Raw genomic sequence first — 25143 nt, forward strand, 5'->3', positions numbered from 1 at the left:
CTGTGACGGCGAAGGGAGGCGCACTGCCTCTCTTTGCGTTGAGGCGTTCCCGTGCCCTATTTATTTGCAGCCGCAGATTGGCTACTTTTATCGGCCACAACGGGGTGAGTGACCTACTCAGCCCTGTGGCTTTCTCTAGAGCCTGCGATCCGCCTGCGCCAGTCGCAGCATCACAACGGATAATGGCGGCGCCATGCCGCTGATTTGGAAAGGAACATTCAATGCGTGCAGGATTTAAATGGATTGGTGGGGCGTTATTGGCCATGGCGTTAGGTGTGGCCGCGATACTCGGGTACTTCTGGGTGACCTATCTCGACAAAGAGATTACTTCTGGCTCCGGCTATGGGTTTGTTATTGGTGAAAGCAAACAGCAGACGGCGGAACGCTTTACGGCGCTTACTCATGACTATGAAAGCGCTTATGTCTATGTCACCACCGGCAGCAAGGCCGGTGATCACTTTGCCGTTGAGGCCCGTGCCGATAACCTCCCACAAATACAATCCTATGATGATTGGGATGTACTGCTGGAAGGCAATGCTGCCTTTAGTAATTCAATAAAACTCGACTTTGCTGATGATCGTCTGGTGAAAATTTATCGTCACCGGCAGCGGTTTGAGATTCCCTGAGTAGGTTGTGGGGAGAATGCTGCTGGCAGAACTCGCTACGCGCTGCTCTGCCCGCCTGTACCTGGAGCGTTAGTACAGAATATGGATAAGAACTTCGTACTAGAAAAACTGCAAAAAAAGCAGAAGCTTGACCCGGGACTGATCGGTTTCGGAGTTCAACGGCATCGCTATGAGCTACGGCTTCCCATTAACGAATCAAGACTCGAAAAGCTTGAAGAGGAATATGGAATAACTCTTCCCGAAGATTATCGAAACTTTATTCTTAATATCAGTAATGGTGGAGCCGGACCGGGCTATGGATTGTATTCCATCGAAGAGGCCTTAGCGAGGAATGGTGATGAGATTAAAGAGTTATTTATCCGTCCTGATGAAATAAATGAAGAACAGGATGATCATCTAAAAGAATGTGGGATGTTGATATTATGTCAGCATGGGTGTGCCAATGATGACTTTCTAATACTTAATGGGACTGAGCGTGGTTTTGTCTGGGAGTATATTGATTGGGTTGGGCATCATATCCCCTTATCAAAGAATATGCCTAAGCTCTCCTCTCTCAATAATCTGCCACAGGAGGAACACCCGGAGGCTAAAAAGAAATGGGTATCTAGTTTGTTCTTAGTAAAAAATGATCAAAAAATGACGTTTTCAGACTGGTATATAGACTGGTTAGAACAACCTCCACGACTATTCCGAGGGACTGAAGAAAAAAAAGATAAGAAAAGGTCATGGTTAACAAAGTGGTTAATGTTCTAACAGTATTGTGCAGTCGAACTAGTTACGCTGGGCTTTGGGGGCGACTTTGCGTACTTATTGTTCCGCTATTCGTATTCATTTTTCTTCCCCAAAAATGACCAAAGCGGCGCATGAGCCAAGCCTCAAAGCTATGGAGTTGTATTCGCTGTGCGGTATTGCTATTCATCAAGCTGGGTTCCTGTTTGGTCACGCAGTCCACATTTTAAATGGCCAAGCAGTGGGTTCGCTTCACTCTCCGCTGTCTGTTGAGGTATTAACGGTAAAGCCATGCTCAGTTACGAAGATAAAAAATGGAATGAGCTTATCGGTGGGTATAAGACGCTGTACAACCCGGTATCGGCATTAAAAATGCTCGAACGAGACCCTGCTTCAAAGAAAGCTTGGGATGAGCTTTGGAATGAGCTTCACCATCAGGGCGACGTCGGCAGCGCATCTTACGCAGCCATTCCAGAATTGGTCCGCATTCACCAGGAAGTTCAGTTTCCCGCATCGAACTTTTATTCCCTTGCCTCAACCATAGAAATAGAAAGGCACCGGAAAAGTAATCCGTTACTTCCTGAATGGCTGGAGCCTTCATATTTTTCCGCTTGGTGCATTATTTTGGATTTAGCCTTAAAAGACGTTCGAGAAGCGAGAGATCAACTCTCTGTCCACGCCATTCTCGGGGCACTGGCAATTGCAAAAGGCGCTCTGAAGCTAGGTGCCTTAATCAGCTACAGTGACGAAACAGAAATCGAAGAACAATTAAACGAGGCCATAGCATGGTCCGAGATATATCGTTAACAATCACAAGCCACAGGATCACCACACGTTGCGCGGTGCCAACCCTGCTGTAGACTTTATACATCAGGAGCACCATGAATATTAAACGTGAGTTATTAATGTCGGAGTACGAGCATGCATAACAACGTATTGAAAGATACTCGTTTTTCTCACTGAGCCTGCAAAAGCTACGCTTTTTCGGCCCTTTAATCGCGGTGTTAGGTGGAAGAAATATGGACTGGAAACCAACAAGCGAAGGCGAAATCTGGGATGCTATTAATGAGTCATATGATCAAATGACTTTAGAGCAACGCAGAGTTTGGGAAGTGATAAAGCTTTGCCCTCAAAAATGGAGTCAAGAACCCTACGGGAATGAAGGTGATGGCTTCTGGGTTGTTGCATTAATAGGAAATACAGTCATCTGGTTTAATGATATTGAAGACGGTTTCAATCGATCTACATTTTCGGAGTTTGGGAAAATAAATGAGTATCGTTGCAATCAAGATAAACTTGAGTGGCAAGTACAAAACGTAATAAACCAAATACGTGACGGCTATGACTCAGCAAGATACTGCGGTGCGCCTGAGCCAATCGTTTGACGAGACGCAGCAATCGCTTCCGTTGGTGAGGCTGTCCATAGTGCTGTGTCAGCCAATATTCACAGCTCGACATACTTGTCGATCCACCTCTGTTCATTTTCACTATGGCCCCAAATACGAACGTTATGTACTAATACACTATGAAAATTGAACGTGAACAAACCATCTGTGAGTGGGCGGGTGTAGCGCTGGATAAACCCGAATGTGGATCAAAGACCGGTATTGTTCTTGGCACCATTGGCAAACGGCCGATAAATGGGCTCAGGCACAAACCAGAAAAAGGTACATGCGGTTGGTATATCTGGTGTGGAGAGGAAATTGGAAAAGAAGACGATTTCTTTTCTCCATTACATGTCGAGCACATAGTTGAATATTTGTCTAAAGTTCAAGCATATTTAATGCTGCCTCCTGGCGATCGCTTTCTTATAGATGTTAGTGAATACAAAGGTGTGTGGTACGGCGAGAAACTATTAAATACATGACAAGTCACAGTACTCTGACACACTGCTGCACTTCGTGTTTATACAAAAATGGTCTCGGCAGCATGCACAGGTGAGTGGACGTTATGTTGGAAAAGGATAAGTTTTATGGGCTATAGAAAAGTTTCCCGATACAGGCTCAGGCGGCCCTTCGAAGGAGGGATCGCCCGAATAACACTGTCTGTTCGGGACAATTTCAATGAAAAAGTATGCAAGAGATGTTCGTCGCCATCATAGAGAAATATTGCTTAAAAACGTAAGAAATATTGGGCAGGCTCAGCCAGCGATTCTGCAAATAGGTTAGGTGTTTGTGTAAAAACACCGTGTGTATGTTTTTGTTTTTTATGCGGAAACAAAAGAAAGTTTTTGGGCCCGAAAATTCAGGAATTAAAGAAAAATCAAAGCGATAAGAAAAAATAACACGTTGCTCAGATTTACTCTGGTCCATTTTGGGGTAGTTTCACTGTGTTACCCCAAAACAGCGCTACTGCTTTAGTACCCCTTTAGCTGAACGTTGGGGGGCCGTTCGATTTGTATGGAATGCACAAATGACACGTGACGCTAATTTCTTGAATGCTGCAGCATCTCTTGGCTATTCGTTTGATGGAGAGATCAAGATCGGGGGTAACTACGTGCCAGTTGTGCGCGACGGGCACCAGATATATGTCAGTGGCCAGATTCCCCGTGTTGGTGACCACGTGATGGTTGTAGGCCGTGCTGGAGGTGATGTCTCGCTTGCTCAGGCACAATTGGCGGCGAGAGTTTGTGCAATGCGAGCACTCGCTCTTCTGAAGAACTCGCTTGGTTCTTTGGAGAAAGTGAAGTCTGTTCTTCGAATCAATGTCTATGTCCAGTCGTCTGAGCACTTTACCCAGCAGAGTGAGGTAGCGGATGCCGCATCAGAACTGCTGTTTTCCATTCTGGGACAGGCCGGTGCGCATACTCGCACTTCGGTTGGTGTGTTTCAGCTGCCGAAAAATGCCACTGTTGAGATTGATCTGATTGCCTCGGTGGAATAGCAGTGTTTGTACCCATGGCATCTACCCATTCTAATCAGGGGACAATCAAAATTAGGCTGATAGAAAACAAATCTGAGAAGAGTCTGAGACTCCATGAAAATGACTGGAGTACCTTTTCAAAGTGCTGTGAGATCATTGAATAGGTGTTTGATGGGTTAATTGAAAGTAAGGAAAGGCTTTCTTCGCCTGCCACATTGGCTGATGTGAATATTACTTACCGGCTGAAACATGGCGTCGTAGAGATAAACCTGGATGAAGCATGGGGTATCGATATTATTTGCTCGTCTGATGAATTGTTCGCTAACCTAAAAAAAGAATGGATTTACAGTAATATCTTATAGTCTGAACCAAGTCCCTGAAATCGCCGGAGAGTCAAAAATGGATAGAGTTTTTCCTGATATTTTAGCGAAAATGCACGCTATTGAGATAGATTATGCGAATGGTGAAGGAATTGATTTTGAGCCTTTCGACACATTTTTCTCAGAAGAAGAAACTGCCCATTGGATTAAAGCCTGGACTGCAAATGAGTCATTGGATGGTCGTGAATATCTCATCTTTGGACAAGATGGTACGGGTGGCTACGCTGCATTTTGGTGTGTGAGAAATACCAGTGACATCCTTCAGCAGCCCATTGTATTTATGGGGTCTGAAGGTGAGCTTGGCATTATAGCTCAGAGCTTCAAAGATTATGTCTGGCTCTTTGCCAATGGCGTCGGTCCATGTGAAGCGGTAGGCTACCCTGATATTGCGCGCCCGCAAAATCCAGAGTTTCTTGAATTTGCGCAGTGTTACGCTCCAGAAAATAAAGCGAGTGTAAGTGAAATTATCAATAGAGCTAAGAGCGAATTCCCTGATTTTGAGAAAGACCTATACCAACTTTGCTGTTGATGTCTTGCCCGAAAATTACAGGTAGCGGAAGGTTAAGACGCTATATATTTGCCATCAAATATAGCGTTAGGGAATGGGTTCTCAGCGTGAATCAGAATTGAAAAACACCAACAGGTATTACAATTCGCGCGATAAAAAGAAAGGGCCAGTTCGGCCCTTTCTTTATTTCCACTGAGCGTGATGTCTGTATCAGATCACCGCGATCAGAATTTGGTTTCTGCGGAGAAGGCGACAGTACGGGGTGATCCCAGATAGTAGGGGCTCAGCCAGTAATCTTTGTCGGTGACATTCTTCACATTCACACGAAGGGTGACCGGCGTTTTGAACTGCGTCAGTTCATAACGGGCACCGATATCGCCGATGGTGTAAGACGGCAGCTTATTGCTGTTGGCGGTATCGACATATTGAGTGCCGGTGTAGTAGACCCCGGCGGTAGCTGTCAGGCCGGGCACGGCGCTGATAGCGTATTCACCGTAAAGCTTGGCCATCACTTCGGGCACGGCTATAGGTTTCTTACCTTCGAGAGACTCGCTGCCTTCTTTGACTTTCGCATCCAGTAAGGTAATTCCACCCATCAGGGTCAGTTTGTCTGTGACTTTACCCTCGGTGGTCAACTCTATCCCTCTGTGTACTTCACGGCCATCCTGTTTATAGGTGCTGGTGCCCGTCGCGTTGCCACTGCTGTCGGTATCGGCCTGACCATATTCATAGGGTTTATCAATATTGAATAGTGCCAATGACACTAAGCTGCCACCTAGTTCAGCTTTCACTCCAACTTCGTATTGTTCGCTGACAATCGGTGGCGTGATTTCACCATAGTTAGTGTATGCAGCAGATACGGTTGTGCCTGCTTCTACACCTTCCATGTAGCTAGCATAGGTTGTTAACCATGGAACAGGCTTGTACAGCACAGATATGCTGGGTGTGGTTTCTTCTTTGTCATAACCAGGGTTAGAGGCTGTTCTGGTAAAGGTTTGTGTATCAATGGTTGTATGAGTCAGGCCAGCGAGTACTTCCCATTGGTCATTAATTTCAATCTGATCACCAATCGAGATATTGTCGTATTTGTACTTGTTCCCTAAATACTGAGAATTGTCGTAGCTTAGAGATGGCAGCGAATAGTAGCTTGGGTTTGATGTGCTGGAGGTGCCGAGAATGACACTGCCACTGTTTGAGCGATACCATTTACTTTCTACACCTGACACACCCGTTGTAATAGTGTGTGCAATATCCCCAGTATTAAACTTTGAATCTAAATAGAGGTAATAGGCATCTTCTTTAACAGTGCTAGGGCCAGCATAAGAAAGAACAGGATAGTAACTGCCGGAGCTGCTGGTGATGTAGTTATATACATTTAATACTTCATCACGGTCACTTTCTTTATGAGACACTGCTCCACGAATAGTGAAGTGGTCATTCAAATCCCAGGTTACCTTACTGGCAACACGATCTGTGACCACTTTATCTGTCATCCATTTCTGTGCGTAATTTTTACTGGTATCAGGTGCATTGGGTGCAGTAGCGCCCAGCCCGGGATAATACGTCCAGAAGACGGTGCCTGCCTGAGTACGGTTATTGTAGTGGCTGGCATCTAATTCCAGTTTAACTTTGTCGGTCACTTTCCATTCAAGTGCACCACTCACATCAGTTTCAGAAATCTTGTTGTCATCGATAGCCGTCTCACCATCTCGGGTGAGTATATTCAATCGATAGGCAAGCGTATCTGATTGATTTAATGACCCTCCAAGATCTGTATGAGCATAGTAATTACTGCCGCCATAATTACCTACGGTGACATTGGCAATGGGATCGTATACGGGTTTTTTTGTCTGGAAATTAATAAAGCCGCCCGGTAAAGCTGCGCCATAAAGAAAGCCAGAAAGGCCATTCAGCAATTCAATGCTTTCAAGGTCTTGCGTAGGGACGCGTTTGAAAAATATGGTTCTTAATCCATCAATTGCAAAAGATCCAGATACTGGGTTCAGTGCAAAACCGCGGACATTGTAGTTTTGGATAAAGTTTGAGGTATCTGGTGCAACAGTATTGACCGATGGTTGTTTGGCTAGAATCTCGTCAGTGGAAGATGCTTGTGTATTTTGTATAACTTCCTTTGAAATCACATGAACAGCGTATGGCGTGTCTTTAATATCGCGACTCTTTAAAAAGCCAATATCTGTAGCTGTCTCGACTTTATAACCGTCCTCTGCAGCGCCCTGTGCTTTCAGTGCCTCCGAGCTGACATCCAGCGTCGGCAGCTCCAGCGTGGTTTCGCCAGTGCTGGCAGCCAGTGCATGGCCAGTAACGCCGAGGCTTAATAGCAGGGCTTGGGTGACGGCCAGACTGAGAGGGGTCTTCCTCAGGGCGGTGAAGGGTACAGCTGATTTCATGGAGTCAGGTCCTATAAGGCGTTATCACGTTGCTCAACATGTCGGGGGGCGCCAAAACAGGTCTGTCGTTACTGTATTTTTGGGGAAATTGAACCCTTGCTGCCTGGGTTCGGCAAAGCGGTTAAGGCGCCACAGATTAGGAGACGAATACAAATCGTTATTATTTAGGATTTTGATGACGCATTGTTGAGAGAGCTGACCCTCCCCTGACGGGAGAAGGGTCATCAGCCTGAATCGTCGCTGCTGTCTAGCAGGCTGTTGAAAAACGTCATCGAGGCAGCCGAGACAAGGAAATACCCCGAGGGCACAAGAAACAGGCGAAAAAGCGGAGTTTAGTGAACTAAATGAGCATTTTGAGCCTGTTTTTGACGCGGTATTCGGCAACGCAGATAGATTTTCAACGACCTGCTAACAGGCCAGTGCCACGGTATGGCCGTTGCCGGGCTGGCGAATCACTTCCATTTTCAGGCCGTAGATGGCCTGTAACTGCTCCGGCGTCATGATCTTGTCTGCGCTGCCGCGCGCGATCATCTGGCCGGAATGCAGGGCGATGATTTCATCGCAGTAGCGGGCGGCGAGATTGACGTCATGCAGCACCACGATCACCCCCAGCCCCTTTTCCTGCGACAGCCGCTGTACCAGTGACAGCACGTCGATCTGATGGGCGATGTCCAGCGCCGAGATTGGCTCATCCAGCAGCAGGCATTCGGTATCCTGCGCCACCAGCATGGCCAGCCACACCCGCTGACGCTCACCACCGGACAGGGTATCGACCAGCTGATCGGCCAGTGCGGTGACATCCGTCAGCGCCATGGCCTCGTCCACCTTGTCAGCATCCTGCTGGCCAAAACGGCCGAGTGCACCGTGCCAGGGGTAGCGCCCCAGGGCGATCAGCTCGCGCACCGACAGGCCGGTAGCCGCCGGGGTGTACTGCGGCAGATAGGCGACCTTGCGGGCAAAATCGCGCTCGCTCCAGCGTTGCAGGGGTTTTTCTTCAAAACGTGCGGTGCCGCTGCTGGCCTGTTGCTGACGGGCCAGAATTTTCAGCAGGGTGGATTTCCCTGAGCCGTTGTGGCCGATCAGGCCGATGATCCTGCGGGCGGGCAGTGCCAGCGTCAGCGGCGCCAGCAGCTGACGGCCGGGGACCTCGAAGCTGACCTTGTCGAGGGTAAAAAGGTGCAGCGGGCGGCTGCTACCGGAAGAAGTCTCGGCTGAGTTCATAGCATCATCCGTATGGGAAGCGGCAAAGGGGAACAGAGTGGCGACTAGTTATCGGCCTTGCGGCGCCAGTAAGGCACGCCGAGCAGGCGCTCTTTGGGCCAGAGGCGATCAGCCAGTGCGGCTGCCTGACAGCGGCGCAGCAGTTCGTATTCGCCGGCCACCCAGATAAAGCCCTGCTCCGGTATCGCGGCAAAGGGGACGCCGGCCAGCGCCTGCGGCAGGTCAGACTGGCCCTGCTCCATGCGGTAATACCAGTGCACCGGCAGGCCGGGATGGCTGGGCATCACCACTTCACAACCGGGCCGTGAGACTTCGATATGCACACTGCCGTGGCAGTGGTGCGGCAGGCTGTCGAGCAGGCGGGCGATGGCAGGCAGGGCGGTTTCATCACCGGCCAGCAGGTACCAGTCGGCCGCTTTGACGCTGAAACCACAGGGGCCGGACATGGCGCAACGGTCGCCGGGCCGGGCGGCGCGGGCAAAGTTGGAGGCCGGGCCGGCGTGGCCATGGGTCACAAAATCGATATCCACTTCACCGCGGGCCACATCGATACGGCGGATGGTGTAGTAGCGCATGGTGACGTTTTTGACAGAGGGAGAGCCCATCTGCGGGCGGCCTTCTGCATCGGTGCCGGGCCACTGGCAGGGGAGTGACAGATCCACCGGCACATAAAAGCGAACGTGCAGGTTATCGAGGGTATCGAAGGGCGACAGGTCTTCTCCCTGCAGGGTCAGACGCAGCATCTCCGGTGACAGCACTTCACTGCGCAGTACGGTCAGTGGGCGGTAGAGATTTTGTGGCACATCAGCGCTGGCCGGGGTATCGGCCTGCACGGCAGCAGTCTGGGAAACAGCGGTTTGGCTAGTCATGGCACATCCTCGGGCGTCAGGTGCGGCGGGCGATCAGATGCAGCAGGAAGGGGCCACCGATAATGGCCGCCAGCAACCCGGCAGGAATCTGGAAAGGGAAGATCAGGGTGCGGCCCAGCCAGTCAGACACCAGCAGCACCAGCCCCCCGAACAGGGTGGCGACCAGCAGCTGGCTACCGGCCCGCTGAAAGCCCGCCATACGGGCAAAATGGGGCCCCATCAGGCCAACAAAACTGAGCGGTCCGACGCTGATGGTGGCGGCTGCCGTCAGGATGGCCGTCAGCAACAGCAGGCTGAGACTGGCCACCCGGCGGTTGAGGCCAAGGCTGGCGGCGGTCTGTACGCCCAGCGGCAGCAGGGTCAGCCAGCGGGCTGTCAGCGGGATCAGTGCCAGCCCTGCCAGCAGCACCAGCGCTGACCACAGGGCTTCACCCGCTACAACGTGATAGGTCGAGCCTGCCAGCCATGACAGTAACTGGCCGAGGCGCGGGTCCTGCGCGGATTTCAGTACCGCCATGATCAGGCCGGACACCGAGCTGATGGCGACCCCGGCCAGCAGCAGGCGTGAGCCAGAGAAATGCTCGCGGCGTGACAGCAGCAACATGCCGGCCAGCACCAGCAGAGCACCAGCGGCACCGGCGCCGATCTGCATGGCGCGCGTTGGCGCTACTACGGTAAACATCAGCACAATCACCCCCAGCATGGCGCCGGAGGCAATCCCCAGCACTTCCGGTGCCGCCATCGGGTTGCCGGTCATGCGCTGCAGGATGCCACCAGCCAGTGCCAGCATGGCGCCGCCACAGAAGGCCGCGACAGCGCGGGGATAACGCAGCTCCAGCAGCCCCTGACGGTGCTCATCCAGTTGGCTTAACCAGTGCCAGCCGCTGGCGTCATGACCTGCGCAGAGGGCGACCCATAGCAGGATGGGGATGAGCAGCAACAGGCTGAGGATAATCAGCAGCGGGCGCTGAGCCCGGCGCACCGCCTGACCGGCGCTGTGCAGCAGCGGCTGGGCTTCTTTCAGCCGCGGTAACAGCACCAGCAGCAGCGGCGCGCCGAGCAGGGCGGTCATGGCACCGGTCGGGAAGGCGCGGTAGGTGGTGGGCAGCAGTTGCACCAGCTGATCAGTGGTCAGCAGCAACAGTGCGCCACAGACGGGCGACCACAGCAGCTGCTGACCGAGCCGGCGGGCACCCAGCAGACGGGCGACAGCGGGCGCGGCCAGCCCGATAAAGCTGATCACCCCGACGACAGAAACCGTCATGGCGGTGAGCACCACCGACAGGGCAAGGGCGGCAAAGCGGAAACCACTGACAGGGACACCCAGTGAGCGGGCGCTGCTGTCATCCAGCCCGAGAATGGTTAGCGGTCGCAGCAGCACCAGTGCCAGCACGGCCAGCAGGCTCAGACGCGGCAGCAGGTAGAGCGCGTTGCTCCAGTCGTTCTGATCCAGATAACCCGCGCCCCACAGAAACAGCCCGATCAGCATGTCATGGTTGAACAGCGCAATCACTGCACTGAGGGTGCTGCAGTAGAGGCTGACGATCAGCCCGGTCAGCGTCACCGTGACCGGCGACAGCCCCTGCCGCCAGGCCAGTCCCATCACCGCAAACAGCGCCACGCCCGCTCCGGCCATGGCGATCCAGAGCTTGCCGATATACAGCGCAGCGGGGAACCACACCGTGGCGATGCTCAGGGCCAGCTGCGCTCCGGCAGAGATGCCGAGGGTAGCGGGCTCCGCCAGCGGGTTACGCAGCAGATGCTGAAAGATGGCGCCGGCCAGCGCCAGTGCCGCACCGGCCAGCAGGGCCACCACCAGCCTTGGCAGATAGGTAAAGTGCAGCATGACCTGATCAGTCCGGGTGATGTCCGGCTCGGTGATGGCCTGCCACCAGAGCGTGCCCGGCAGCTGGCGCTGAACGTTGGCCCAGATCAGCAGCACGCAGAGCAACAGGGCACCGACACCCAGCACAACAGGCAACAGGCGCACAGGTGCTGCGCGCTGCGGAGCCGGGCTGGCAACAGCGTGATCAACCATGGAGAGCTCCTTCAGCCAGCGGTAAACGGGTTGCCAGTAATTCAGTCAGACGCAGGGCAGAAGGCAGGCCACCGTAGAACAGGGTTTGCGGCAGCAGCACCACGCGTTTTTGCTGTACGGCGGGCAGGCTGTTGAGTACCGGGATCTTCATCGCCAGCGCACCCTGCACCAGACGCTCATTACCGATATTGACCAGCACGGCATCCTTGTCGGCGGCCAGCTGATCCAGCGTGACGGTCAGGTGACCAAAGGCTGAGCCGGGGGTACGCCAGGCGTTCTGTAACCCCAGCCGGTTGAATACGTCCTGAAACAGGCTATTGCTGCAGAACACCAGCGTGCGTCGCGCATCGATCAGGCTGATCAGATACAGCGGACGCCCTGTGTAGTCAGCCAGTGCGGTTCTGGCGTCGGCAAACTGGCGGTCTGCCGCGGTGACATAGGCTGCGGCCTGCTCGCTGTAGCCGAGCTGGCCGGCCAGCTGCTGCAGTGCCTGCGTACCGTGGGCTACCTGATCAATAGACTGCTGCCCGGCCAGCCGCAGATCGCCGGCAAAGCCCTGTGCTTCAAACTGCAGCACAGGGGCAATCTGCTCCAGTTGCGGCTGCAATGACGCCAGCTCCGGGTTCATCACCATCACCTCAGGCCGCAGCGCCTGCAGCAGCTCCATATTGGGCTCAGAGCGCAGGCCCAGCTCATGCACACTGTCGGGCACCGGCGGTGCCATCACCAGTTGCCGGTAACGGTCGATTTCCGGCAGGGTCAGGGGAGTAATGCCCAGTGCCAGCAGATTTTCGGCGCTGGCCCAGTCAAGCGCGGCAATGCGCTGCATGGCTGGCGTGGAAGTGGCTGCATGCGCCAGCAGCGGCCAGCCGGGGGCGGTCGCCAGCGCGCACAGCAGCCGTCGGCGGCTGATCAGGCGCGCCGTAAAGGAAGTGGTTTTGTCAGACATAGCCAGCTTTGACGATAGGGGGAGGTAGTCTACAGAGAGCTATGACGAACGAGATGGAAGAGGATTTAGTCGGCATGCTGCCCTGCTGGTGATGCAGCAGGGCGGTCAGGTTATTTAGAAGGCTGTACCTCGATGAGCGGCGGATTCTCAAACGACTCAATATTCCACTGGTACCCACCCAGCATCCCAAACATTTTGGGTTCACTTTGCGCATTGTGCTTAAGCACCGTGACACCCTGCGCCACTGATACCGTCAGAGCGCCATTAATTTTGGCACCCATGGATTTGAGCTTGTTAAGGTCTTTGTCGCTTATGTGCACAGCTTTGATTTCGATGGCACCGTCCTGTTTAGGGGTGATGGCGAATATTTTTGAATTGCCCGACAGAAAGATGTATTTCTCGCCAGCCTTGCCGGATTTCTCGACCACCACTCGATAACGCCCTTCGCCCTTATATTCGACTTCCTTAACGCCTGGCTGTTTGCTGATCTTTCCAGCTTCCTTTTTCAGATTGGCCTCATCTTTCTCGGAGAAAACGCCATCTTTGGCAGCCATCAGTGCCAGGGCATAGGTTAAGGTGCCTTCGTAGGCAAAGGTGTAGCTTCCATCTTTGTTGACGGTAATGTTGGCGTCGAAATCTTCAGGTATCCAGCAGCCTGACAGCAGCATTGTCATTGCAAGCGTGGTGATCAGTGAAAGTAAGCGAGTCTTCATGTTGTGTTCCTGACATCTGTTCCCTGATGTGATTCTTGTCCTCACTTCAGGCTGTTCCTGCAGTGAGGAAGTGCAGTCCTTACAGCGGCTTGCCGTAGCCATATACCTTCAGATGCTGTGCCGCTTCCATGGCCAGCCTGCACTGGTAGGTGTGGGCGAGCTCGGAAGACTCATCGTATTTGCGCTCTTTTTTGAGCTGGGTGATCTGCTCGTTACAGCTGTTGAAGTCTGTTTTGAGCTGGTCGCGGTTATTCAGATAGAGCGCAATCTGATCGTCATGCTGTTTATCCACCGCCTTTTCTGACAGCTGGCACTGGCTTTCGCTGAAGTTGATGCCCTGACAGTGGTCTTTCTTGTAGGTGATCAGTTGATCTTTGGGGAACCGGGTGATCAGCGCCACCACCGCCGCCTCGGTGCGAGCGGGCTCCAGTTCTGCGAAGGCTTTGCACTGCGCACTGGGCTGAGCAAAGATGACGTTGCCGCATTGCTTGCGATAGGCAAAGAAGTCGTCGTCGCTGAGTTTGGGCAGATCGGTTTTGGCCTGCTCGTAATCAGCCGTGTACTGCCGTTCCTGCTCCGCTTTCTGCTTTTTCGCTTCCTCTTCGCGCAGGGCACGTTCCTGCTCGGCCAGCTGGCGCTGGTAGTCGTGCTGAGCCTGTTCGGCTGCCCTGCATTCGGCATCCTCGGCGACGTTTTGCAGGGCATCCTTGTCTCTGGTAACAAAGGCCGACTTGAGCGCATCCTTACACTCGCTGACCTTGGTCTGGGCTTCATCCAGATGAGACTGATAGTAGGGGAGATCATGTTCGGAGCAACCGGCCAGCAGTGCAGCGGCAGCGGTCATAGCCAGTAGATGGCGACGCATAGCGATATCCTTTTGCTGTGATGGTGAGAGTCATTTCTCAATGCCTGCTGCAGCGGGGCAGCCAGGGCGGGCGGTATTAGAGCATATTTTGCCGCTGCAGGCAGACAGAAGCGGTTCTGTCGTGGCTGAGCCGCCGATTTACCTCTTGTTTGCGCTAACAGATACCGCTAAAACCTTTTCCAGCGGTTTATGTTGCTGACTGGCAGGAGTACGCCATGACTTATCTCGACGCCCCTTCGACGGCACTGGTACTGATTGATCTGCAGAAAGGCATTCTGGCCATGCAGACGGAGCCTCACGAGGCCATGGATGTGTTCGTTACCGGCCGCGATCTGGCTACCCAGTTTCGGGGTGCCGGGTCGTCGGTGGTGCTGGTGAATGTGGCCTGGGCAGAAGACTTTGCCGATATGCCCACCGGCCTGACAGATCGGCCGGCGCCGCGGCCTGAGGGCGGGTTGCCGCCGGAGTGGAGTGAGCTGGCCGACGGGCTGGCAGAGCCGGGTGACCTGCTCATCACCAAGCATCAGTGGGGCGCCTTTACCGGCACTGAGCTGGACCTGCAGCTGCGCCGCCGGGGGATCAAAACCATTGTGCTGGCGGGGATTGCCACTAACTTCGGGGTGGAGTCCACCGCGCGGCATGGGTGGGAGCTGGGTTACAACGTGGTGATTGTCGAGGATGGCTGCACCAGCAGCAATGTGGAGCTGCATACCATGGTGATTGAGCATGTGTTCCCCCGAATTGCCCGGGTTACCAGAGCGGAAGAAATCAAGCTGGTTTAGCGTTGCCGGGTGAAGTAGGAGAGAGGAGTGATCCATGACCTCTTTATTGCAGGGTGATGTGCAGGGTGAGTACGAGCAGGAAAGTTACGATGCCATGCGCCGGCGCTATGCGGGCTTTGGCGTCGGGCTGTTTGAGCAGTTACGGCTGCGCATGCCGGGTGTCTTTGCCGGTTTACGTTTCTATTACCGCACCAACAGCCCCTACACGCTGGATGCTTTTGCCATCTGTAAAGGCCTGCAGACGGAGTTCGCCATCCAGCTCGATGGCGATGTTGAGCTGATCTGCATCTGGGACACGCAGAGTCATACCGAGATTGGCGACTGGCACGACCAGGACCCGGTGACCGTGGCCCTGGACTATATTCGCCAGCACTATCTGGTGATGCACAGTGTGTGAAGGTGTGCGGCATCCCCTGGCGTTACGCTCACTGGTTCACATCGTTCAGACTTCCCTGCCATTACCTGTTTGCACACTGACTGCCTGCCCGGTTGAACTCATCCATAACGTTGATTACCCTACGGCCTGCTTGCAGGGATGTGGTCGCAAGTTGTCTCAATGATGCAAGGGAGTGATGAAATGGGTTCTGTTACCTTTGTTCTGCCAAAAATTGCGGCTGCTGATCTTGTCTTCGACGCAGCCGAAACACGGGAAATTCTCGCCTTCTTCTGGCCTCACCAGACCACCATCGCCAGTCTTGCCATTACCGATTCCGTAAGAGAGTTTGCTCAGGGGCTGCTTATTGTGGCCGTTGATGCCTCCTATGCGATGGGCTATATCGACATTCTGGTCAATGTACTGATTAAGCGTAAGCCGGGGAGCAGCATCAAAAGTCTGGTGACCAAACTGGTGAAGAAAAACGTCAAACACTGGTGGAAACATGCACAACAGAAAGACCTGCTGGATGCAAAAATCTATGAGACGGTGCGCGCCACCATTGCCCTCAAACAGAAAACCCAGCTGGATATGTACCTAAACGGACTGGCTCAGGTGTCTGACCGCACGAGAAATCTTGTGGTGCTGAACAAGTCCTCCTGCACTGCTGCATGGGTGTGAGCAGGCCGATGAAACCCATCACAAAAGTTCTGATCGCCTTACTGGCGTTACTCGTCTTATCCACCGCGATGGTGGTGTACCGGTATGCTGAGACTCCTCCATTAGCGTTGGTCGCAGAGGCATCCCTTGAGCAGACACCATCACCGATGAAATGGCTGGCGATCACGTCGCTGCGCTATCTCCATCCCTCGGCAGAAGAAATAGCCGACCTCAATCAGCAGGCAGGTGCCCGTTATCTGGCCACGTTAGCCGATCAGGCTGAGGCCAGCATGCTGTTGCGTGAGTACCAGCAGAAGGGGTTGGACCTCAATGCACAGGATCAGCAAACGGGAACGGGACTGACGGCGTTGCAGGCGGTCGCTATTGGTAATGATGCAGAGGGGGTAAAGCAGCTGCTGGCACTGGGGGCCGATCCGCTGCTGACGGATGCGCAGGGGCGCACTGCACTGATGCTGGTAGAGATCAGTCAGCGTAACCGCCCCGATGTGGATTTCTCTGCGGTCCTTGCACTATTGAAGAAGTGAAAACGTTCTCATCCTAGCAGGCTGTTGAAAATCTATCTGCGTTGCCGAATACCGCGTCAAAAACAGGCTCAAAATGCTCATTTAGTCCACTAAACTCCGCTTTTTCGCCTGTTTCTTGTGCCCTCGGGGTATTTCCTTGTCTCGGCTGCCTCGATAACGTTTTTCAACAGCCTGCTAGAAGGGCATCCCACAGATGCCCTCCACCCTACCGGTAGTGCGGGTGGCTGATTATTGCATTGATTGCCTTACCCACTCGCCAATCAAACGCTGCACCTGCTCGGCCTCCTCGACCATATTGCCCATGCGAATAAAGTCATGGGTCATGCCCGCATAGACCCGACACTCGACCTTGTTACCTGCCTGCTGCAGCTGGCGGGCGTAGTCCTGTGCTTCGTCGGCCAGCGGATCACATTCAGCGACGATCACCAGTGCCGGTGGCAGCAGGCTGTGGTCGCGGGCCTGTGACGGTGCAAAGCGCCAGTCGTAGCGCTCGGCAGGGTCGTTCAGATAGTTGCTGTAGAACCAGCGCAGGGTGCTGGCCTCCAGCAGGTGGCCCTCGGCATAGCGCTGGTGCGAGGCGCTGTGCATCTCGGCGGCAGTCACCGGATAGATCAGTACCTGGGTGACGGGAGCCTGCCAGTCACTGTGCTGACGGGCCTCAAGGCACAGTGCGGTGGCCAGGGTGCCACCGGCGCTGTCACCGGCTACCGCGACCTGTGCCGGGTTAAGGCCAAGCTCGTGGCCTTGCTGTTGCAGCCAGTCGTACACATCCACCGCATCATTGAATGCCGTCGGGAAGCGCTGCTCCGGTGCCAGGCGATAGCCCACCGCCAGCACGACAAAACCGGAATAGCTGGCCAGTGCACGGCAGAGAATATCGTGGGAGTCGAGGCTGCCGACGCAGTAGCCGCCACCGTGCAGATACAGCAGCACTGGGCTGCTGCTAGTGGTGGCCACAGGCCGGTAAAGACGCAGGGGTAACGGGGCGCCATCACGGCTGCGAATATTCAGATTGTCGACGCTGGCCATGGTTTTGGGCGGCTGGTCAAGCAGCGCCGAGGCGTTGTCGAACTCCTGCCGCGCACGCTCTGGTGTCTGCTGTTCCAGTGGCTTGCGCATACCGTTGAGGGTGCCAAGCTCAATCAGTTCGAGAAAGGCTTCTATTTCAGGGTGAAGGGCCATGGGCCACGATGCTCCTGTCTCTGCGAACGCGCTCACGAGGGGGTGAGCACGTGCGAACGGCGGATAGTAAGGGGGTCAGGCATACGCCTTGCGGCTGGGGCGCTGCAGCTCGGGCAGTAACGCATCGCGGATTTCCGCTGAGCGAATGGCCAGCACCGACAGCAGGGTGTCACTCAGGCCGTGGGTGTTTTCGCTGCAGCCCTGCAGGAAGATCTGCGGCAGGAAGTGCGGGCGGGTGGCCACACGGTAGTAACGATCGGTCTGGTTGCTGTCGAGCCAGTCGGCCAGTGGTGCCAGCAGCTGATGATGGGCCTGACGCTGGAAGCCGGTGGCGAGAATCACTGCATCGTAGTCCTGACGGAAGAAGGTGCCGCTGTCCTGATCATGCAGGGTCAGGGCCAGCTGATCGCCATTGGCTTCTGCCTGTGCAATGCCATGGCAGCGCAGGTAACGATGACGCTGCTGGCCGCTGACCTTCTGCAGATACAGGGTCTGATAGATCTGCTCGATCAGTGGCAGATCGACCACCGCATAGTTGGTGTTGCTGAACTCGGTCAGCAGCTGGCTGCGATCCTCCTCGGCGCTGGCGTAGATAAAGTCGGTGTAGCTGGGGTTGAACACTTCATTGACGAAAGGGCTGTCATCGGCGGGCTTGAGGGCACGCGAACGGCTGATCAGATCGACCTGATACCCCGGATGGCGACTGTGCAGATCCATAAAAATTTCTGCCGCGCTCTGGCCGGCACCTACTACGGCAATACGCAGCGGTTGTGATGGCAGGGCAGCCGCCTGCTGCAGGTAGCGGGAAGAGTGGAACACCTGCGGATGGCCAGCCAGCCCTTTGAACGCTTCGGGAATACGCGGGCTGCCGCCAATGCCCAGCGCCAGATTGCGGGTCAGGCGCTCGTGTGTGCGGCCATCACTGCTGCGACTGCGTACCCGCAGGCAGACCACTTCCCGACCTTCCTGCTGCGGCAGGACTTCCACTACCTCTTCGCCATAGTGCACATCCTGATCGAAATGGTCGGCGGCCCAGGTCAGGTACTGATTGAATTCCTGACGGCTGGGGAAAAAGGTCTTGAGGTTGATAAAGTCTTCCAGCCGCTGGTGCTGGTGCAGGTAGTTGATAAAGGTAAAGGCACTGGCGGGGTTGCGCAGGGTGGCCAGATCCTTGAGGAACGACACCTGCATGGTGGTGCCATCCAGCAGCATATTGCCGTGCCAGACGAAATCGTCCTGACGTTCGATAAAGCAGCTGTCCAGTGCTTTGCCGGTGCCCGGCTGCTCGGCCAGCGCAATCGCCAGTGACAGGTTGGAAGGGCCGAAGCCCACGCCGATCAGATCATGGATATGCATTGTGGTAGTCCTGTGCGTCATGGGTGGGGCGGCATCAACGGGGTGGCAAAGGCTGCCAGCGCTGTTCACTGAAGAAGGTTTCCCGCGACAGCATCAGCAGCCGGGCGCGCTTGTGCGGGAAGTCAAAACCCTTGAGGTTGGCAAAACCCAGCTGCTGGGCATGGCCGATCAGCCGGGCGTTGTCGTGCCGGGGTTCGGCGACGATACGCTGGGTGCGTGGGTCATCCAGCAGCAGGAAATGCTGCAGGGACGGGAACCAGGCGCTGAACCAGGGGCGACCACGATAGGCGTCTTCTCCGACCAGCAGATGCCAGCCACGGTCGTAATCTTCTACCTGATAGAAGGGGGCGATGCGGTCTTCCCGCGCCCAGTAGACCTCGAAATAGGCAAAGGGCTGTTCATCGAAACAGGCGATCAGGGTCTGGCTGTGCGGATCGGCTGCCTGCTTTTGCAGATACTCGCGGTGCTGCTGCATATCCCCCTGTTCCTGCCAGAAATGCGCAACCCGCGGATCGTTCATCCAGCGGTTGAAACAGGGCAGGTCGGCATCCAGCTCCAGTGTACGCAGGCTCAGGGTCTGGCCGAGCCAGGGAATATAGCGGCGGTACAGGGTGCCGCTGCGTTTGAGCGGACGCAGCGGATGGCGACGGCCATTGGCATCCATGACGTAGCGCTGAGGGAAGGCCGGTGTCAGCGGCTGGTTGAGCCATAGCAGCGGCGACTGCCAGAAGCGTTCCGCCTCCACTATCAGCAGTACCTGTTCCGCTGATGACTGCTGCTGCCAGCCCAGCCCCTGTCGCAGCAGTTGTGCTGCCAGTTCAGGAGCGGTCTGCAGTAATACCTCGCCGGGGGCCGCAGGCTGAGCAAACACATAGTCGAGCGCGGCCAGTGTGGCGGCAAGGCTGGCGTCGGCCGGGGCATGCAGCTGCTCTGCCCGCCAGCGAAAACGTTGCAGATCAGCCGCAGCGGGCAACTGCACCAGCAGGACAGCGCCGTCCCGCTGCACATGGATGGCTTGCAACTGTTCAGACTGACCGGCCTGAGGGCCCAGGTGCAGATTGCTGTAGCTGATAAAGGCGGTGGAGGGAGTAGTGGTTGGCATGGGCATCCGTCCTTGGGTGACGGAGCGGAGCGCAGATACATCCGTCGTCCTGATCACCCTGTATAAAAACTGGCTGCCCTAAGTGACGGATGAGAGTGATTTTTATTTATTTCTGGGTGGCTGTGGTGACAGTGACGCAGAGCATGAACCGGTTTCAGGGGCGGGGCGCCAGCCAGTACGTCCGCTGTAGCAGGAAATAGCCCAGCAGGGTGCCGATGGGAAAACCAATCATCATAAAGGCACCGAGCACTTCCGAGGCCTTGCGGGCCGCCTCAAAACGGTAGCCGCAGCCAACGGCCAGCAGACCGTGCAGCAGGAACAGGCAGAAACTGGTCAGCGCCATGGCGGGCAGATAGGGGCTGGCATCGGGGCCAACCAGCAGCAGACAGATGCCGTTAGTGATGAAGTAGAGCATGCCCAGCAGAATATGAAAGCCCATCAGTTTGCGGTGGTTCTGATTGTGGATCGGGGCTGTCCATCGTTGCATCGTGAGTCCTTACTGCCGGGTGGCGTTGGCGTTCAGTCTAACCACTTCTCCCCGCTTGCATAGATGGTAACGGGCTAAATCGGCAGTGGGATAAATCGTCTAGTGGAAACTGTCCCGCGAAGCGAGAGCCACACGTCATGCTTGCCCGTCTGATCCAACAGACCCGCCCGGTCTTCTACGCTGCCATGGTGCTCAGCGTCCTCAATGGTGTTGCCAATGTGGGCCTGGTGTCCCTGATCAATGAGATTCTCAATGCTGACGGCGCGGCGCGCTATCCCTGGTTATGGGGATTTGCGGCCATTGCTGTCGTGGCGCTGGGGCTGCAGGTGGGGACGCGGATTCTGTCCGAGCGCCTGACCCACGGTAGTCAGGCCAGCATTCGTTCCCGGGTAGCAGAGCATGCCAGCAACGCCCGTTATCAGCATCTGGAAAAGGTCGGTGAGGCGCGCATCCGCACGGCGCTGACCGACTACTGCCATGATGTGGCCGAGTTTTTTGTCAGCCTGCCGGTGATGCTTACCAACGGCATCGTGGTGGTGGGCTGCATGCTGTACATGCTGTCGCTGTCGTGGCCGATCTTTCTGCTGGCCTGCCTGACCCTGCTGCTGGGGTCGGCGGGCTATCATCTGGTGCACATGCGCGCCATCAAGCATCTGCACGTTGCTGCCACGGAGCAGGAGCGGCTGTTCGGTCACTTCGACTCGCTCACCGCCGGCGCCAAGGAGCTGCGTCTGCATCGTCACAAACGCGAGCTGTTCAGCCAGCAGGTGCTGGGCAACAGTATCGAGACCGTGCGCCGCGGTAAAACCACCGGTATGTCGGTGTTTGCGCTGGCCTCGGGCTGGGGCCGTTTCCTGATCTTCGCCTTTATCGGTCTGGTGCTGTTCCTGCTGGCGGCCAATAACGATCAGGAACGGGTGATGACCGGTATTGCCCTGCTGTTTCTGTTCATGATCAATCCGCTGGAAGTGCTGCTGCTGAGCATTCCGCGCGCCAATATGGCCAAGATTGCTGCAGGCAAGATCGAAGCGATCTGCGATGAGCTGAAGATGGAAGAGGCCAGCGCCAGTGTCACGCCGGCCGGTTTTCACAAGATCGCCATGCACGGCGTGATTCACCGCTATTTCCATGAGCAGAGCGATGAGTTCTTCACCCTTGGGCCGGTCAACGTCAGTTTCCGCCCCGGTGAGCTGGTGTTTCTGGTCGGCGGTAACGGCAGTGGCAAGACCACGCTGGCCAAGTTGTTGATTGGCCTGTATGTGCCGGAAGACGGGCAGATCGAGCTGGATGACAAGGTTGTCAGCCACGCCAGTCGGGATGAGTACCGCCAGCTGTTCTCCGCTATCTTCTCTGACTTCCACCTGTTTGAACGCCTGCTGGAAAGCCCGCGCAGTGATCTGGATGAAGCCGGTAACCGCCTGCTGACCAAGCTGCATCTGCAGCACAAGGTGCAGATCAAGGACGGCGCCTTTACTACCCGTGCCCTGTCACAGGGGCAGCGCAAACGTCTGGCGCTGGTGGTGGCCTATCTGGAGGATCGTCCGTTCCTGCTGTTTGATGAATGGGCGGCGGATCAGGATCCGGCCTTCAAGGATGTGTTCTATCGCGAGTTGCTGCCCGAGCTGAAGGCACAGGGCAAGACCGTGGTGGTGATCAGCCATGATGACCGTTATTTCCATCTGGCCGATCGTCTGTTGAAGATGGAAGACGGACAGCTGCGGGAAATGGCACTGGAAGCCGACATTGCTCCCGCACAGGTGGAGCCAGTCATGACGAGGGCAGAGGGCGCTGCGTCTGTGCAGTAAGCCTGAGTACGTTCATACCTTCATACCTGCCTTACCCGCAGGGGGCGCAGTGCCCCCTGCTGTGCATCGGCGGGCAAGTGTGGCTTAGCGGCACTTGCCCTGCAGATCGCACTTTGCGCCCACTCTCATGCCCAGCAGGCGGCTGATGCCATAACGGTTGCGGGCAAAGCGCAGATACAGCCACTGCCATAACGGTTTGATCAGCGGCAGTGCCAGCACCCCGGCCAGCAGCTTCTTATCCACCGCACGGTAGATGGCGATAAACGCATCGACACCGCGCAGCAGCGGCCCGTCGCTCTGGCTGACATGTATTTCCCGGTCCAGATCGGCAAAGCTCACACCGAGGTGGGCAGGGTCAAAACCGGGCTGCTGGATATCGACAAACTGCAACAGCTGGTGTCGGTTAAGCCCGCTCAGCCAGCGCATCTCCCGGCTGCAGATGGCGCACTGGCCATCGTAATAAATGGTAAGTGTGTTCATAGTGTACTTCCCTTCTGGTATCGCCACTGCATCAGACAGCGCTGTTCAGTGTGTACGCTGACGGATGGGGCTGCTAATCTGCGGTCCCAGCCCGGTGATTAAAATGAACTGCCCGCGTTCGCATAAATGTAAAAAGGCTGGAAATTGCATGCAATCTTCTGCTAATGCTTGAGCCTGTTGTTTTTACATCGCAGTGAACACCCTGATCTCCGTAGTGAACCCAAGTTGATTTGCAGGCGCTGCACTGCCGCGAAGGCATTCCCGATCTGGCCACCCATGCTCACTCTGCCGCAGATCGAGAGCTTCTTCCATGTCAGTGCCGGCGTCTGGTATAGCCTGCCAGGGAGTGTTGGCCTTGAATTCTACTTACCCACAGATTGATGTTCTTGAGATGCATACGGGCGGTGAAGCTGTCCGGATCGTGCTGAGCGGCTATCCCCCCATTCCCGGTGACAGCATTCTGGCTAAGCGACGCTATGCTCAGCAGCATCTGGACCATCTGCGCCGGTTTCTGATGTTTGAGCCGCGCGGTCATTACGACATGTACGGCGTACTGCCGGTGCAACCCAGTTTGCCCGAGGCCGATCTGGCGGTGCTGTTTATCCACAACGAAGGTTACAGCACCATGTGTGGTCATGCGGTGATTGCACTTGGGCGCTATGCCGTGGATTACGGTCTGGTGGAGAAGGTGGAGCCCCTGACCCGGGTCAATATTGAATGCCCCTGCGGTCTGGTCAGTGCCTATGTGGAAGTGAAGGGTGGCCAGTCCGGTAAGGTGTACTTCGACAGCGTGCCGGCCTTTCTGCTGGCGGCCGATGTGGAAGTGCAGGTGCCGGGATACGGTGCCATCACCGTGGATGTGGCCTACGGTGGCGCTTTTTATGCGCTGGCCGATGCCATGTCGCTGGGGGTGGACATTTATAACAGCCCGGTGCGCCATCTGGTGGATGCGGCTACAGCCCTCACCGGTGCCGTGCGCAATGCGGTAACGCTTGCCCATCCTGAGCATGCCGATCTGGCTTTCCTCTATGGCAGTATTCTGACCGATGGTCGTAATCACCCTGAAGACGGGGTGTCGCACAATATCTGTGTATTTGCCGATGCTGAGGTAGACCGCAGCCCGACGGGGTCCGGGGTCACGGCGCGCACGGCTGCGCGGGTAGCCAGGGGGCAGATCATGCTGGGAGAGACTGCCGAGTTTGAAAGCATCACCGGGGCGCGTTTCAGCGCTGAAGCAATCCGTCAGTTTGAATACGGCGAAGGCACCGGCATTGGTACCGGTCAGGCCGTGCAGGTACGGGTTGCCGGGCGCGCCCACTACGCAGGTAAGGCCAGTTTCTGGCTGGAAGAAGGCGATCGGATCGGTCAGGGCTTTCTGTTGCGTTAGGTTACATTTGACTCAACAGGCTGTTGAAAAACGTCATCGAGGCAGCCGAGACAAGGAAAAAACAGGCGAAAAAGCGGAGTTTAGTGAACTAAATGAGCATTTTGAGCCTGTTTTTGACGCGGTATTCGGCAACGCAGATAGATTTTCAACGACCTGTTAAAGGAGACACGTTTAGCTTTGTGGAGGCCGTTTGCAAAGATGATGTAAGGACTGGTTTTGATCTGTGTAAATCCAGCATGAGTACGGAATCTGACCGAAACAGCAGGCCACCATACCCAGTGCTAGTATCAGCTCTGTCTTAACCCCCAAACTGTCGAGTGGCAAATGATGAAAAACCTGTTGAAAGTTGGCGTGTTGCTGGTGGCAGGAAGCCTCGCGGGCGTGGCTTCCGCCGCTCAGACTCAAACTCCGGACACCAACCCGGTGGTTCCTGTGCAGACTCAGGTCAAGCAGCATCAGGCTGAGAGCACTGCGACCAAGAAAGTAGAAAGCAAGAAAACCGCTGAGAAGAAAGCGACCGAACAGCATAAGCAGGCCGCTACCAAGAAAACCGAAGAGCACAAGACGGCTGTCAAAAAAGTGGACAGCAAGAAAGTAGCCAGCAAGAAAGAAACCAAGAAGACTGAAGCCAAACCCGTAGTCAAAAAGGTTCAGCCAGCCAAGACTACCCCTGAAGTCACGCCAGAAGGCTGATCCCATCGTCCGGCAGGGTTGAATCGCCATAATTCGACCGCATTCGCAGTACTGAACCTGCCCGCAGAGCAAGAGCCCGTCGTCAGCCTGATGACCGGCTCTTTCAGACCAGAAAGATCAGAA

The 25143-nt window shown here is 55.3% G+C and carries 26 protein-coding genes; 14 read left to right on the forward strand and 12 right to left on the reverse strand.

What is annotated here, in order from left to right:
• Positions 1–221: 221 nt before the first annotated feature.
• The 7 genes from QCD60_RS14530 (at position 222) to QCD60_RS14560 (ending at position 5126) form a co-directional block, all read left to right on the forward strand.
• The gene (locus tag QCD60_RS14530) at positions 222–626 is read left to right on the forward strand and encodes a hypothetical protein (RefSeq protein WP_279786469.1); all 405 of its coding nucleotides are present in this window, start codon (positions 222–224) and stop codon (positions 624–626) included.
• Positions 627–707: 81 nt separating this feature from the next.
• Positions 708–1379 carry an SMI1/KNR4 family protein gene (locus QCD60_RS14535; RefSeq protein ID WP_279786472.1) on the forward strand — a complete coding sequence of 224 codons (672 nt, stop codon included), beginning with the start codon at positions 708–710 and terminating at the stop codon, positions 1377–1379.
• Positions 1380–1646: 267 nt separating this feature from the next.
• Positions 1647–2162, forward strand: a complete 516-nt coding sequence (locus QCD60_RS14540) for a hypothetical protein (RefSeq protein ID WP_279786474.1) — start codon at positions 1647–1649, stop codon at positions 2160–2162.
• 212 nt (positions 2163–2374) lie between these two features.
• Positions 2375–2740 carry a hypothetical protein gene (locus tag QCD60_RS14545; RefSeq protein WP_279786476.1) on the forward strand — a complete coding sequence of 122 codons (366 nt, stop codon included), beginning with the start codon at positions 2375–2377 and terminating at the stop codon, positions 2738–2740.
• Positions 2741–2880: 140 nt separating this feature from the next.
• Positions 2881–3222: a hypothetical protein gene (locus QCD60_RS14550; RefSeq protein WP_279786478.1), complete on the forward strand. Its 342-nt coding sequence runs from the start codon at positions 2881–2883 to the stop codon at positions 3220–3222.
• Between the two features lie 545 nt (positions 3223–3767).
• On the forward strand, positions 3768–4238 hold the full coding sequence (locus tag QCD60_RS14555; protein ID WP_279786480.1) for a RidA family protein: 471 nt from the start codon (positions 3768–3770) through the stop codon (positions 4236–4238).
• 378 nt (positions 4239–4616) lie between these two features.
• Entirely contained in the window at positions 4617–5126 is a 510-nt protein-coding gene (locus QCD60_RS14560) for a hypothetical protein (protein ID WP_279786482.1), read from the forward strand.
• A 203-nt stretch (positions 5127–5329) separates the two neighbouring features.
• On the opposite strand, the gene QCD60_RS14565 is transcribed toward QCD60_RS14560, so the two are convergent.
• The 7 genes from QCD60_RS14565 to QCD60_RS14595 all read right to left on the reverse strand — a co-directional run bounded on the left by QCD60_RS14565 (position 5330) and on the right by QCD60_RS14595 (position 14168).
• Complete coding sequence (locus QCD60_RS14565; protein ID WP_279786484.1) at positions 5330–7513, reverse strand: TonB-dependent siderophore receptor; 2184 nt, start codon at positions 7511–7513, stop codon at positions 5330–5332.
• 408 nt (positions 7514–7921) lie between these two features.
• Positions 7922–8734: an ATP-binding cassette domain-containing protein gene (locus QCD60_RS14570; protein ID WP_279786486.1), complete on the reverse strand. Its 813-nt coding sequence runs from the start codon at positions 8732–8734 to the stop codon at positions 7922–7924.
• 44 nt (positions 8735–8778) lie between these two features.
• The gene (locus QCD60_RS14575) at positions 8779–9603 is read right to left on the reverse strand and encodes a siderophore-interacting protein (protein ID WP_279786488.1); all 825 of its coding nucleotides are present in this window, start codon (positions 9601–9603) and stop codon (positions 8779–8781) included.
• A gap of 16 nt (positions 9604–9619) precedes the next feature.
• Positions 9620–11641: a Fe(3+)-hydroxamate ABC transporter permease FhuB gene (gene fhuB / locus QCD60_RS14580; RefSeq protein ID WP_279786490.1), complete on the reverse strand. Its 2022-nt coding sequence runs from the start codon at positions 11639–11641 to the stop codon at positions 9620–9622.
• Complete coding sequence (locus QCD60_RS14585) at positions 11634–12590, reverse strand: ABC transporter substrate-binding protein (RefSeq protein WP_279786492.1); 957 nt, start codon at positions 12588–12590, stop codon at positions 11634–11636. Before QCD60_RS14585 ends, fhuB begins: the two co-directional genes overlap by 8 nt.
• A 110-nt stretch (positions 12591–12700) precedes the next feature.
• Complete coding sequence (locus QCD60_RS14590) at positions 12701–13303, reverse strand: hypothetical protein (RefSeq protein WP_279786494.1); 603 nt, start codon at positions 13301–13303, stop codon at positions 12701–12703.
• Between the two features lie 79 nt (positions 13304–13382).
• Positions 13383–14168: a hypothetical protein gene (locus QCD60_RS14595; protein ID WP_279786496.1), complete on the reverse strand. Its 786-nt coding sequence runs from the start codon at positions 14166–14168 to the stop codon at positions 13383–13385.
• Positions 14169–14383: 215 nt separating this feature from the next.
• On the opposite strand from QCD60_RS14595, the gene QCD60_RS14600 reads away from it, so the two are divergent.
• From QCD60_RS14600 to QCD60_RS14615, 4 genes are all read left to right on the forward strand, one after another.
• On the forward strand, positions 14384–14950 hold the full coding sequence (locus tag QCD60_RS14600; protein WP_279786498.1) for a hydrolase: 567 nt from the start codon (positions 14384–14386) through the stop codon (positions 14948–14950).
• Between the two features lie 34 nt (positions 14951–14984).
• Positions 14985–15347, forward strand: coding sequence for a hypothetical protein (locus QCD60_RS14605; RefSeq protein WP_279786500.1), 363 nt, complete (start codon positions 14985–14987; stop codon positions 15345–15347).
• Between the two features lie 180 nt (positions 15348–15527).
• A complete protein-coding gene (locus QCD60_RS14610; protein ID WP_279786502.1) occupies positions 15528–16004 on the forward strand; it encodes a hypothetical protein in 477 nt (158 codons plus the stop codon).
• 8 nt (positions 16005–16012) lie between these two features.
• Positions 16013–16528 (forward strand): hypothetical protein, encoded by a 516-nt coding sequence (locus tag QCD60_RS14615; RefSeq protein WP_279786504.1) that lies wholly within the window; start codon positions 16013–16015, stop codon positions 16526–16528.
• A gap of 228 nt (positions 16529–16756) precedes the next feature.
• Here the strand turns inward: QCD60_RS14615 and QCD60_RS14620 are convergent, their stop codons facing one another.
• The 4 genes from QCD60_RS14620 to QCD60_RS14635 all read right to left on the reverse strand — a co-directional run bounded on the left by QCD60_RS14620 (position 16757) and on the right by QCD60_RS14635 (position 20655).
• A complete protein-coding gene (locus QCD60_RS14620; RefSeq protein WP_279786506.1) occupies positions 16757–17710 on the reverse strand; it encodes an alpha/beta hydrolase in 954 nt (317 codons plus the stop codon).
• A 75-nt stretch (positions 17711–17785) separates the two neighbouring features.
• Positions 17786–19066, reverse strand: a complete 1281-nt coding sequence (locus QCD60_RS14625) for a lysine N(6)-hydroxylase/L-ornithine N(5)-oxygenase family protein (protein ID WP_279786508.1) — start codon at positions 19064–19066, stop codon at positions 17786–17788.
• A gap of 34 nt (positions 19067–19100) precedes the next feature.
• Positions 19101–20168 (reverse strand): GNAT family N-acetyltransferase, encoded by a 1068-nt coding sequence (locus QCD60_RS14630; RefSeq protein WP_279786510.1) that lies wholly within the window; start codon positions 20166–20168, stop codon positions 19101–19103.
• Positions 20169–20322: 154 nt separating this feature from the next.
• A complete protein-coding gene (locus QCD60_RS14635; RefSeq protein ID WP_110189419.1) occupies positions 20323–20655 on the reverse strand; it encodes a hypothetical protein in 333 nt (110 codons plus the stop codon).
• Positions 20656–20792: 137 nt separating this feature from the next.
• Here QCD60_RS14635 and QCD60_RS14640 point away from each other — a divergent pair, with 137 nt between their 5' ends.
• Positions 20793–22460 carry a cyclic peptide export ABC transporter gene (locus QCD60_RS14640; protein ID WP_279786514.1) on the forward strand — a complete coding sequence of 556 codons (1668 nt, stop codon included), beginning with the start codon at positions 20793–20795 and terminating at the stop codon, positions 22458–22460.
• Between the two features lie 84 nt (positions 22461–22544).
• Here the strand turns inward: QCD60_RS14640 and QCD60_RS14645 are convergent, their stop codons facing one another.
• Positions 22545–22940 (reverse strand): DUF393 domain-containing protein, encoded by a 396-nt coding sequence (locus QCD60_RS14645; RefSeq protein ID WP_279786516.1) that lies wholly within the window; start codon positions 22938–22940, stop codon positions 22545–22547.
• A gap of 355 nt (positions 22941–23295) precedes the next feature.
• Here QCD60_RS14645 and QCD60_RS14650 point away from each other — a divergent pair, with 355 nt between their 5' ends.
• Together QCD60_RS14650 and QCD60_RS14655 are read left to right on the forward strand one after the other, a co-directional pair.
• Entirely contained in the window at positions 23296–24327 is a 1032-nt protein-coding gene (locus QCD60_RS14650) for a proline racemase family protein (RefSeq protein ID WP_279786518.1), read from the forward strand.
• A gap of 324 nt (positions 24328–24651) precedes the next feature.
• Complete coding sequence (locus QCD60_RS14655; RefSeq protein WP_279786520.1) at positions 24652–25020, forward strand: hypothetical protein; 369 nt, start codon at positions 24652–24654, stop codon at positions 25018–25020.
• Positions 25021–25143 lie beyond the last annotated feature (123 nt).

The sequence above is a fragment of the Pokkaliibacter sp. MBI-7 genome (assembly GCF_029846635.1).
In the GTDB taxonomy this organism is placed as follows: Bacteria; Pseudomonadota; Gammaproteobacteria; order Pseudomonadales; family Balneatricaceae; genus Pokkaliibacter.